Here is an 11,436-nt window from a genome sequence, read left to right as displayed (position 1 = left end):
ATTAATCCATATAATCAGTAATATTTCTGAAAAATATAAGAGAAATTGCATCTTTAATTACATTTTGCCCGATTCCCCGACGACCTTTGACATAGAGTCACACCTCCCCCCCCCTCTGGCTTGCATCGAGCTCACACTTTCACTACCTTTGCCACACGAAAACATAACAGCCGTGACTCTCTACCTCTTCAATCCCGAAAACGACCTGGCCCTGGCCTTTGGAGGCATCAACTACACGCCGCCTCCCGCCGCCCAGCATATTGCCCGTGAGCTGGCTCTGCTGCCGCTGTGGTATGCCCGCGAGGGAGAGGAGACGACGATATGTACCCCCGACCCTGTGCCCGACGATTTCCGTCGCAGCCTCGAGCCGTTGGGACTCTCGTTCTCGACCGTCGCGTTCAAACAGATTGGCGAACTGCCCATCGACCACATCGAGGTGTGGGGGTGGAACCTCGCTCTGGCTCACCGTCTGCGGCAGGCCGGCATCGATGAACGGCTGCTCCCCTCGCCCCGGCAATGCGACCTCTTGCGCCAACTTGCCCACCGTCGTCTGGCCACCGAGGCGGGACAATATCTCGCCCAACACATCGACTACCTCATGCCACCGCTGCCTGTCGAGTTGCACACCCCCGACGAAGTGCGCGCCTTTACCGAACAAAGTGACCGCAAAGTACTCAAGGCTCCCTGGTCGGGTAGCGGACGCGGACTCTACTGGAATCTCTACGGCTACGACACCTCGCTGGCTCAATGGAGCAACGGCGTGCTGCAAAAGCAGGGAGTATTGATGGGTGAACCTTTTTACGAGAAACAGCGCGACTGGGCCATGGAGTTTTACAGCGACGGCACCCGGGTGACCTTTGCCGGATTCTCGTCGTTTCTTACCGATAGCCACGGGGCTTATAAAGAGAATCGGCTCACCACCGATCGACAACTTTACGAAGAGCTTTGTGCAACCGTCGAGCCCCACATCGTCACGGCCGTGCGCGAACAGCTCGCCCGGTTCCTCACCGAGCGTATAGCCCCGGTCTATACCGGCTACCTCGGGGTCGATATGATGACCTATCTCGCCCCCGACGGCACGACCCGGCTGCACCCCTTCGTCGAGATAAACCTGCGCATGAACATGGGTGTAGTGGCCCGCCGCATCGCCGACTGCTTCCTGGCCCCGGGTGTCGAAGGGCACTATCGCATCGACTACTTTCCCCGGCCCGGCACGCTCTACCGCGACCATCAGGAGCGCCTCCACGAGAACCCTGCCCAGATTGTCAACGGACGATTCGCTGGCGGATACTTCGCCCTTACCCCCGTCCTTCCCGACAGCCAATACCGAGCCTGCATCGAAATCGATGCCCGATAAATCCAGAGAACACCCGCAAAACCGTCCGCAAGGGACTATCGCGGCCACGTCGTATCACGGTTCGCAAACAGGTCAAACAAAAGCTAAATAATTGTATATAAACAGATTATATATCAACAAGAGAGTTCGTACAGGTACAAAAAAAATTGATTGTCTCACGACAACCAATCTTTGTTAACCTTAATCTTAATCTAATACTATGAAAAACACAGTGCAAATATACGGCATTTTCTGTTATACAACATAATTTTCAAACATATTTCATGCGATTTTAATATTATTTAAACATCGAAAGGGTAACCCATACGGCCACGAGCAGGTACCCCAACGCAACCCGAGAGCCGATGCAAAGGGGGTTTGCACGATCTGGCAAGATGTCGTATCTTTGCAGCCATGAAAGAAATATCGTCACTCATCGAAAAGGCGTGCCGCAACTTGAACATCGAGTCGCTGAACGGCATGCAGAAACAAATGCTCGAAACGGCACAACGCCCCAACGATATCATTTTGCTCTCGCCTACCGGCTCGGGCAAGACGTTGGCCTTCCTGCTGCCGGTGCTGCAACGCATCGACCCCCGGATGGCCGGTGTGCAGGCGCTGGTACTGGTGCCGTCGCGCGAACTGGCTCTGCAAATCGAGAGTGTGTTGCGCAAGATTGCCGCAGGCATTAAAATCGTGTGCTGCTACGGAGGCCACTCGGTGCGCGAAGAGAGCAAGTCGCTCGAGGTGGCTCCGGCCCTCGTTGTGGGTACTCCGGGGCGCATTGCCGATCACCTACGCCGGGGACGTCTGTCGCTCGACACACTCGACACGCTGGTACTCGACGAGTTTGACAAATGCCTCGCCCTGGGCTTCCACGACGAGATGAAAGAGATTATCGCCCCGCTCGAGGGGGTAAAGAAAAAGATTCTCACCTCGGCCACCGACAGCGAATCGCTACCGGGATTCACCGCCCTGCGACGACCGGTAAAACTCGATTTCCTGGGTTCGAAGCGAAACGAGGAGGATGCTCCCAAACGGCTCTCGCTCTACCGCATCGCATCGCCCCAAAAGGACAAGCTCGATACGTTGCTGCTCTTGCTACGCAACCTCAAGCCGGGGCTTACGCTTGTCTTCTGCAACCAACGCGAGAGCGTGGAACGGGTTCAGCAATTTCTCACCAACCAAGGCATCATCGCCGAGGCCTTTCACGGCGGCATGGAGCAGGCCGACCGCGAACGGGCACTCTGCAAATTCCGCAACCACAGCAGCTACATCTGCATCTCGACCGACCTGGCGGCCCGCGGCCTCGACATCCCCGAGGTAAAATACATCATCCACTACCACCTGCCTGTCGATCTCGAAAGCTTCACCCACCGCAACGGTCGCACGGCCCGCATGCACGCCGAGGGCGAAGCCTTTCTGCTTGTAGGACCCACCGAACAGTTGCCCGAGTATGCCGCCCAGGCGACCGACTTCCGACTCGACCCCCGAGCCAATTGGCTGCAAACGCCACCGATGGCTACTCTACATTTCGCAGCCGGCAAAAAGGAGAAGATAAGCAAGGGCGATATCGTGGGGTTCCTCACCCAAAAAGGGGGATTGGCAGCCGACGAAATAGGACTCATCGAGGTAAAAGACCATTACAGCTACGCCGCCGTGGCGCGCAACAAGGCTCACGAGACGCTGCGCCACCTTCGCGACGAAAAGATAAAAGGCAAAAAGGTGAAGATTTCGTTCAGCTACTGATTGGCTCCGTGACTCTCTGTCACCCGCACTCGATGCGGGGTCTAGTCGAGTGCAAGCAAAAGAAATGTATTTTGCAGATATTTACCCAAGCCAGTATTCCTGGATACCGCGTCGTAGCTCGGTATGACGTGTGTGTGTCACCCCGCACCCCGATGCGGGGTCCAGTGACAATCTTTAGCGATAAGTCTTGCAGGTATTTTCTATCCTCCTTTATTTATCGGCCTCGACCATCTGCTCGAAAGCTTTCCACAGTTTATCGTCGGGCACAGGAGCCGTCACGCTGACAAGCTGTTTCGACACGGGGTGAATAAACTCCACATGGCGGGCATGAAGCGAGATACCGCCGTCGGGGTTGGAGCGCTCGGCTCCATACTTCAAATCGCCCTTGATGGGCGACCCCATCTTGGCCAACTGGCAGCGTATCTGGTGGTGACGCCCCGTCTTCAGATTCACCTCGAGCAACGTATAGCGGTCGCTATGAGCCAGCACCCGATAGTCGAGCACCGCCCGCTTCGCCCCCGGTCGCTCCCGGTCATAGGCCATCGACTTGTTACTCTTCTCGTTGCGCACCAGGTAGTGCACCAGTTCGCCGCTCTCCTGCTCGGGAGCCTGCTTCACGATGGCCCAATACTGTTTTTTCACCTCGCCGTTGCGGAACATCTCGTTAAGCCGCGAGAGCGCCTTACTCGTTTTGGCAAAGACCACCAGCCCACTCACCGGGCGGTCGAGGCGATGAGTCACCCCCACGAAGACATTGCCCGGCTTGTTGTACTTCTCCTTGAGCCAAGCCTTCAGCGTCTCGCTCAACGGCGTGTCGCCCGTCTTGTCGCCCTGCACGATCTCAGAGCAGGTCTTGTTGACGATAATCACATGATTGTCTTCGTAGAGTACCTCCATAGTTATCTCGTTTTGTTTTCGGCACAAAGATAGTGCAAACCCGGCGGACCGACAAGAGATTGCACTCGAGAAGCCTGTCCGAAGAGGACGAGGTGGAACTATAATAATATGAAGATTTACACCACCTTCACAATATTCCGCATAAAAAATTTTACCTTTGAGTCGTTTTTTTGTAACGAAACCCGGCGTTTTTACGTCTAAAGAGAAAAACGACACACAATGAAACTGACGCTCCCGGCCGCCCTGTTTGTGGTGGTCCTCTCTCCCTTGTGCGCACACGGTGCCACACCCAACACACCGGCCCATGCTGGCGATTCCATCGCCGTAGTCTATGCCGACACGACCGGTCTCAATGTCGATTCCATCGAGAGTTCGCTCAAGCAAGTCGATCTCGACGAGGTCACCATCGAGGCGTCGTCGTGGGTGCAGAAGGCCGACCGCAACCTGCTATATCCCAACACCCAGCAGATAAAGCAATCACGCAACGGGTTGCAGTTGCTTCAGAAGTTGCAGATTCCCGGCGTCATCATAAACCCCTCGGACCAAAGCATTGCCCTGGCCGACCAGAGCGAGGTGAGCCTGCGCATCAACGGTCGGCCCGCCGACAACAAGGAGATTCAGGCCCTCTCTCCCGAACAGATTATACGCGTCGAGTACATCGACAACCCGGGCGTGCGCTACGGCGAGGTGGGTGCCGTAATCGATTTCATCGTCAAGAACCCCACCTCAGGCGGCAGCTTCATGGGAGACATCAGCCAAAGCGTCAACCGGGGATTCGGCGAATACTGGCTCGCTGCCAAGGTGAACAGCGGCAAGTCTGAGTTCTCCTACTCGGGTTGGTGCTCGCCCCGTTGGAATATGGAGATGCTGCGCGACAATACCGAACACTACGAACTGCCTGACGGCACCCGCTACACCCGCACCGAAGAGAGTCTCGACGGGAACAAATTCGAGCAGTGGACCAACGGCCATTCGCTCAACTACAACTACCTCGACCCACAAAAGCAGATGTTCAACGCCTCGCTCAAATTCTATTATGGTCACCAGGAGAATCTTTACCGAGGCATCCTCACCGACCATTCGCCCGGCGGTACGACCAGCCTCATGCTCGACGACTCGAAAACGCACCGCATCAGACCCTCGCTGAACCTCTACTATCAATACAACTTCGACGAAGACCAACTGCTCATGGCCAACGTCGTGGCCAGCTACGAGCGGCCCAACAGCCACCGCATCTATACCGAGGACGAACTCATCTATACCGACAACGGCTTCACCACCGGCTCGTCGCTGGTCGATATCGACAACCTCATCAAGAGCCGCACCTACTCGATACTGGGCGAGGCCGATTATGAAAAGAGGTGGAAAAACAGCCGCCTGACGGCCGGTATCCGCCACACACAGTCGTGGATTACCAACGACTACGTGGAGCAGGGCATCGACGACCACATGAACCAGGGCAACAGCTACATCTTTGGCGAATACTGGATGCGGGTGGGAAAACATTTCGACTTCTCGGCCGGAATCGGCTACAGCCTCTACTCCTATGTGCCGCGTGACCGGGAATCGCACCTCTACTCCATCTGGCGACCCCGATTTACGGCCCGATACACCATCAACGAACAGTCGTCGCTGCGGTTCAACTTCGTGCGCATGGGCAGCGTCATCAGCCTCGATATGCTCAGCCCCGTGGTGCAGGACGTCGATGGCATACAGCAATCGACCGGCAACCCCGATGTCAAGCCCTATGCCACCTACAAATACGACCTGCAATACCAATACAACAACGATATCTTCTATGGCAAACTGGGGGCCTTCTATACCCATGCTCCGGGTGCCATCATGCCCGAAAAGGTATGGGTGGACGACAAAATTCTCACCCGCTACAACAACCAGCGAAATGCCGAAGAGCTGCGTTTCTACCTCGATACCCGGGTGACGGCCATCCCCGACTGGCTCACCCTCAGTGTTGGACCCGCCTGGCACCGCTACTGGATGCGGAGCAACAACTACACCCACGTCTATAACAACTTCTACTGTTATGGCGCCTTCGAACTGTCGCACTGGGGATTCTCGCTCGAGGGGATGCTCCAGACCAACTTCAACCGGTTCTGGGGCGAGACGCTCAATGGCGGGGAGAATGTGCACACCCTCAAACTCTCCTACAACTACAAGGACTGGAACTTCGGGGTGATGGTGTTAGACCCCTTCATCAACGACTACAAAGTGAAAAGCGAGAACTGGAACCGCTACGCCGGATACCAACAGGTGATGACCTCGAACATGATCAAACAGATGGTAGCCGTCAGCGTGAGCTGGAATCTCAACTGGGGCCGCCGATACGAAGCCGGCAAACAACGCATCAACAACGCAATAGGCAGCGGCGGTGTCAATGCCGTAGGCAAATAAGCCCGATTCCCCGGCCCTCTACCAACCCGGCAACCCAACGGGGTTCCGGCCAGGCACCCAACAGAAACAAAACGGGGCTGTATCGTTTGTGCGATACAGCCCCGCTCTTTATGCAGATCTCTGGATTACATGTTCATACCACCGCAGCAGTGGATAACCTGGCCCGTTACATACGACGACAGGTCGGAAGCGAGGAACGTAGCCACATTGGCCACATCTTCGGGCGTTCCACCACGACGCAGAGGAATCTGTTTGGCCCATTCGGCTTTCACCTCGTCGGAGAGAGCAGCCGTCATGTCGGTGATGATGAAGCCCGGAGCGATAGCGTTGGCACGTACACCACGCGAACCCAGCTCTTTGGCAATCGACTTGGCCAAACCGATCATACCGGCTTTCGAGGCCGAGTAATTGCATTGACCGGCGTTACCCGATACACCTACCACCGAAGCCATGTTGATGATGCTGCCGCCTTTCTGGCGCATCATGATGGGCGTAACGGCGTGGATGAAGTTGAAGGCCGACTTGAGGTTCACGTTGATGACCATATCCCACTGTTGCTCGGTCATACGCATCATCAGACCGTCGCGAGTGATACCAGCATTGTTTACCAGGATATCGATGCGACCGAAGTCCTTCACGATCTCGGCAACCACGTTGTGAGCCTCTTCAAAGTTGGCAGCGTTCGAAGCATACCCTTTGGCACGTACACCCAAAGCGGCAATCTCTTGCTCGGTAGCTTTTCCGTTCTCGTCGATGGCGAGGTCGGTAAATGCGATATCAGCTCCTTCCGAAGCGAATTTCAGGGCGATAGCTTTTCCTATACCCCGTGCTGCACCAGTAATGACAGCAACTTTTCCTTCCAGTAATTTCATAATTTTCTTGTTTATATGCAGGGTGGCGAGTTGCCTCACCGCCCCCGGTTAATATAATTATTTCCTATCGTTTTATTCCATACAAGATGAAATCCAAGATGTAGTCCTTCAGCCTCGACCGCTCGATACCCGACTCGGCAAAGTTGTCGCGGATATAGGGCACATCGAGTCCCCGCAAAGCATAGTGCAACACCGAAGCGGTTGCCGTCACGTTGGGGATGTGAAAAGCGCCCTGCTCTACCCCCTCGGTGAGAATACTCCGCAAGAGTGCCTCTTCCCGGATATCGATACTGCGCCGGGCCTTCTCGACCTTCCAGATGTCGCGAAAAAACTCGGCCCGCAATGTACCGTTACGCACAACCGCCTCTTTGACAGCCTCCAAACGAGTGTTAATGTAGTTGAGCAGCTTCTCCTCGGGGGGTAAATCGCGATTGGCCAATCCCTCGAGCCGGGCATACAAGTGCTCCGACTCGGCCTCGACTACAGCCCAATAGATCTCATTCTTGTTCTTGAAATAGGTATAGATCGTGCGGCGTCCTTTCCCCGACGCCTCGGCAATATCGTTCATCGTCGTAGCCGCCACCCCTTTGCGGGCAAACAGCTGGCGGGCCACATCGATAAGCAATTCTCGTGTACGAACCATAACCTGTCTCTTTTTCAGTTGCACATCGGTGCAAAACTTGTGCGAAATTACATATTTTTATCATTAAAAACCAAAGCAAACACTTCGTTTTTCTTGCCACTCTCCACGGCAGAAACTTTAACATTGTTAAAATCAATTGATAATCAATAGCTTAATTCTTAAATCAAAAGGTTACCTGAAAAATTACATCCAAATATTTGCATTTTCGATTATTCTCCGTACCTTTGCACTCACAAACACCGCGGGGTGGAGCAGTGGTAGCTCGTTGGGCTCATAACCCAAAGGTCGTCGGTTCGAGTCCGGCTCCCGCAACCAAGACAAAGGGTCGCAAACAGCGGCCCTTTTTTCATATATCCCTCTCCATACCCCATAGCACACACACGCACAAGACCACTAATTTTCAGAAAAAGAGACGCTTTTTTACAAAAACAGAACTTTTCAGCGACTTTTCTTATTATTTTTGTAAGACCAAACAGGAATCGATATGAAAAACCGAACTAAAAAAATACTTGCCATCACGGGTATCTCTTTGGGGTCGATCATCGTACTTTTGATTGCGGCAATTGCCATTGCCATCAATTTTGTATTTACCCCCGAAAAGCTCACACCGGTCGTACTTAAGGTAGCCAATCAAAACCTGAATGCCAAGCTCGACATGAAGAGTGTGGAGCTGACCTTCTTCTCGACCTTCCCGCGATTCGGGGTGAAACTGACCGACGGTACCCTTGTATCGAAATCGATACGCGACTCGCTTTGGCAACGTACCGATTCGCTACTCTCGTTCAAACGAGCCATCGTAGTAGTGAATGTAGTCGATTACCTGCAAAACAAGAAAATCAGTCTCAACCGGCTGCGACTCGACAGTATAAATGTCTATGCTTTCAAAAACAAAGAGGGCGTGGCCAACTGGGATATCGTGAAACCCGATACCGTAGCCGAGACCGACACGACATCGACCGGCCCAATTGCCAGCGAAATAGACATACGGCGCATCGTTGTGCGCCATGCCACCGTCACCTACGACGACCGCGAGACCCGAGTCTTCGCCAACCTGTGGGACTCGAACCTCAAACTGAAAGCGCACTGGCAACGGGGACACTCCATGCTGGCTCTCGACTTCAAGAATAAAAACGTACTCTTCTGGCAAGACGGCGAACTGCTGGCCCACCACATAGCCACTCAGTTGAAAACCGATGTCGAACTCGACCGGGCCACCCGGACCATCGACCTGCGCAACGCCTTGCTCGATGTCAACGGAGTGGAGCTCGATATCAAGGGGACCTTGCGCGGCGACACCGTAGCCAAAGCCCTGGGCATAGACCTGCAATACGGGCTGCATGCCCCGTCGCTGGAGACTGTCATGCGCATGATTCCCGAAAGCGTGGTCAAGAAGGAGGAGGTATCGGCCCAAGGCGACGTGACGCTGAACGGTATTGTCAAAGGGCTCTATGGCAAAGACAAGTTGCCCATGGTCACCCTCAAGGTCGTAATCGACAAAGCCTCGGCCAAGTATGCCCACCTGCCCTATGGCATCGATGAATTCAAGGCCGACTTTTTCGGACAGATCGACATGACCAAACAGCAACCCTCGTACCTCGACCTGAAGATTTTCCACTTCAAGGGAGCCCACACCAACATCCTGGCCGATGCCAAAGTGACCGACCTGCTGGGCGACCCCGACATCACGCTGAACACCAAATCGGTAATCGACCTGACCGCCCTGGCCAAGACATTCCCCTTGCAAGACGGCGTCTCTATCGAGGGAAACGTCGATGCCGACCTGCGGGTGCGCTGCCGCCTGTCGTCAATCAAGAAGAAAGATCTGGGACGCATCAAGGCACTGGGCAAGATAAAGATGGCCCAACTGGCCTTGCGCGACACAAACAAAAACTTTGAATTCACGAGCGACGCCTCGCTTCGTTTCTTTGGCAACGATGTACTGGGGGCACAAGCCCAAATCCAGAATATCGTGCTTCACTCACGCCAGGTAAACTCAACCATCGAAAACCTCTCGGCATCCATCAAGACGACCAATCCGCAAGACACTACACGCATAGCCGACGTGCAATGCAAGGTGAATGTCCAGAAACTGAAAGCCTCGATGCCCGCCGACTCGCTGCTGCTCTTCTGCGGCAAAGCCGACGCTACCGTCAATCTGCAACCGATGGAAAACAAACCCACCAAACCCCAAGTCCGGTTCAACCTGAAGGCCGACACCCTCTTCTGTAAACTCGGCGAAAACCGCTTGGGCATGGACAAGGCTGGTATAAAATTAAGAGCCCGACAAATAAAAGACTCGATATGGATACCCCAAGGCACCGTAGGGTTTAATCGCCTGTTTGTGCGCACCCCCATGTCGTCGCTACCCATACGCTTCCAAAAAACGGCCGTATCGGTGGGCAACCGCACCATCACCCTGCACAACGCCACCATGCGGATAGGCCGCTCGGACCTCACCGCATCGGGTTCCATACACAACCTCTACGGCGCCTTAAAACGCAACAAGATGCTCAAGGCGACCCTAAACCTCTCATCGAGAAACCTCAACTGCAACCAGCTGCTCCGGTCGATTACATTCCCCGAAGATACCGTTCAAATAGAGACCGACACCACCTCGACACCCCTGCAACTCTTTGTCATACCCAAGAACATCGATTTTGAGTTACAAACCAACCTGAGGCGAGTCCGCTACGGAAAAATGACATTCCGCAACGTACACGGAGCCGTCGATGTGCGCAACCAAGCCATACACCTCAAGGAGCTGAGCATGGAGGGACTGGGAGCCACCATGAACACCACCCTCATCTACCAGGCCCGCAATGCCAAAGCCGGATATGCCGGGTTTGACTTCAAGCTGCACAACATCAACATAGGCAAACTGGTCGATTTCATCCCCTCGCTCGACACCATCGTACCCATGCTGCGGTCGTTCCAGGGGACGGTCGAGTTCAACGTGTCGGCCGAGTCGGCACTCGACTCCTGCCTCAACATCAAGATACCCTCCCTGCGATCGGCCATACATGTCGAAGGCGACAGCCTCGTGTTGCTCGACGGTGAAACCTTCGCCGAGATCTCGAAGAAATTCCTCTTCAAGAATAAAGAGCGCAACCTCATCGACAGCATTGCCGTCAACATCAGCGTGGCCGACGGCAATGTGACCGTCTATCCCTTCGTCGTCGAGATGGACCGTTATCGAGCGGCGGTGGGTGGTACACAAGACCTCGACATGAACTTCAACTACCACATATCCATACTCAAGTCGCCCATCCCCTTCAAGCTGGGTTTGAACATCTCGGGTAACCTCGACAAGATGAAATTCGGCATGGGCAAGGCCAAATACAAAGACGCCGTCACCCCCGTCGAGATACACAAGGTCGATAGCACCATCGTGAATATGGGTGAGCAGATTGTGCGCGACTTCAGGCGAGTCATGCGACGGCAAAGTACGCCCTCTACAAGATAAACCTTCTTCACAAGAGAATACCCCGTCAATATACAACGACACGCCCCCGACTGATTTGACAGTTCGG

7 protein-coding genes and 1 tRNA gene are annotated in these 11,436 nt (G+C 54.3%); 5 read left to right on the top strand and 3 right to left on the bottom strand.

Annotated elements, in window-relative coordinates:
- Positions 1-172: 172 nt before the first annotated feature.
- Positions 173-1,357 carry a hypothetical protein gene (locus tag B5G10_RS10585; protein WP_087424699.1) on the top strand — a complete coding sequence of 395 codons (1,185 nt, stop codon included), beginning with the start codon at positions 173-175 and terminating at the stop codon, positions 1,355-1,357.
- A 393-nt stretch (positions 1,358-1,750) separates the two neighbouring features.
- Entirely contained in the window at positions 1,751-3,085 is a 1,335-nt protein-coding gene (locus tag B5G10_RS10580) for a DEAD/DEAH box helicase (RefSeq protein WP_087424698.1), read from the top strand.
- A 210-nt stretch (positions 3,086-3,295) separates the two neighbouring features.
- Here the strand turns inward: B5G10_RS10580 and B5G10_RS10575 are convergent, their stop codons facing one another.
- Positions 3,296-3,982: an RluA family pseudouridine synthase gene (locus B5G10_RS10575; protein ID WP_087424697.1), complete on the bottom strand. Its 687-nt coding sequence runs from the start codon at positions 3,980-3,982 to the stop codon at positions 3,296-3,298.
- A gap of 219 nt (positions 3,983-4,201) precedes the next feature.
- Here B5G10_RS10575 and B5G10_RS10570 point away from each other — a divergent pair, with 219 nt between their 5' ends.
- On the top strand, positions 4,202-6,391 hold the full coding sequence (locus B5G10_RS10570; RefSeq protein ID WP_087424696.1) for an outer membrane beta-barrel protein: 2,190 nt from the start codon (positions 4,202-4,204) through the stop codon (positions 6,389-6,391).
- Between the two features lie 125 nt (positions 6,392-6,516).
- Here B5G10_RS10570 and fabG read toward each other — a convergent pair whose 3' ends face one another.
- Together fabG and B5G10_RS10560 are read right to left on the bottom strand one after the other, a co-directional pair.
- The gene (fabG, locus tag B5G10_RS10565) at positions 6,517-7,263 is read right to left on the bottom strand and encodes a 3-oxoacyl-[acyl-carrier-protein] reductase (protein ID WP_087424728.1); all 747 of its coding nucleotides are present in this window, start codon (positions 7,261-7,263) and stop codon (positions 6,517-6,519) included.
- A 64-nt stretch (positions 7,264-7,327) separates the two neighbouring features.
- The gene (locus tag B5G10_RS10560; protein ID WP_087424695.1) at positions 7,328-7,906 is read right to left on the bottom strand and encodes a TetR family transcriptional regulator; all 579 of its coding nucleotides are present in this window, start codon (positions 7,904-7,906) and stop codon (positions 7,328-7,330) included.
- Positions 7,907-8,146: 240 nt separating this feature from the next.
- Between B5G10_RS10560 and B5G10_RS10555 the strand changes: the two genes are divergently transcribed.
- Positions 8,147-8,221, top strand: a tRNA-Met gene (locus tag B5G10_RS10555).
- A 169-nt stretch (positions 8,222-8,390) separates the two neighbouring features.
- Positions 8,391-11,369 (top strand): AsmA-like C-terminal region-containing protein, encoded by a 2,979-nt coding sequence (locus B5G10_RS10550; protein WP_087424694.1) that lies wholly within the window; start codon positions 8,391-8,393, stop codon positions 11,367-11,369.
- The last annotated feature ends 67 nt before the right edge of the window (positions 11,370-11,436 follow it).

The sequence above is a fragment of the Barnesiella sp. An55 genome, assembly GCF_002161555.1.
In the GTDB taxonomy this organism is placed as follows: domain Bacteria; phylum Bacteroidota; class Bacteroidia; order Bacteroidales; family Barnesiellaceae; genus Barnesiella; species Barnesiella merdipullorum.
The sequence above is the reverse complement of the archived record's forward strand: the minus strand, read 5'-3'. Positions and strand labels throughout refer to the sequence as shown.

What these genes read in the sequence shown, in the direction of transcription:
- fabG (WP_087424728.1), bottom strand. Translation starts at nt 7,263, where the DNA reads ATGAAATTACTGGAAGGAAAAGTTGCTGTCATTACTGGTGCAGCACGG.
- B5G10_RS10580 (WP_087424698.1), top strand. Translation starts at nt 1,751, where the DNA reads ATGAAAGAAATATCGTCACTCATCGAAAAGGCGTGCCGCAACTTGAAC.
- B5G10_RS10570 (WP_087424696.1), top strand. Translation starts at nt 4,202, where the DNA reads ATGAAACTGACGCTCCCGGCCGCCCTGTTTGTGGTGGTCCTCTCTCCC.
- B5G10_RS10550 (WP_087424694.1), top strand. Translation starts at nt 8,391, where the DNA reads ATGAAAAACCGAACTAAAAAAATACTTGCCATCACGGGTATCTCTTTG.
- B5G10_RS10560 (WP_087424695.1), bottom strand. Translation starts at nt 7,906, where the DNA reads ATGGTTCGTACACGAGAATTGCTTATCGATGTGGCCCGCCAGCTGTTT.
- B5G10_RS10575 (WP_087424697.1), bottom strand. Translation starts at nt 3,982, where the DNA reads ATGGAGGTACTCTACGAAGACAATCATGTGATTATCGTCAACAAGACC.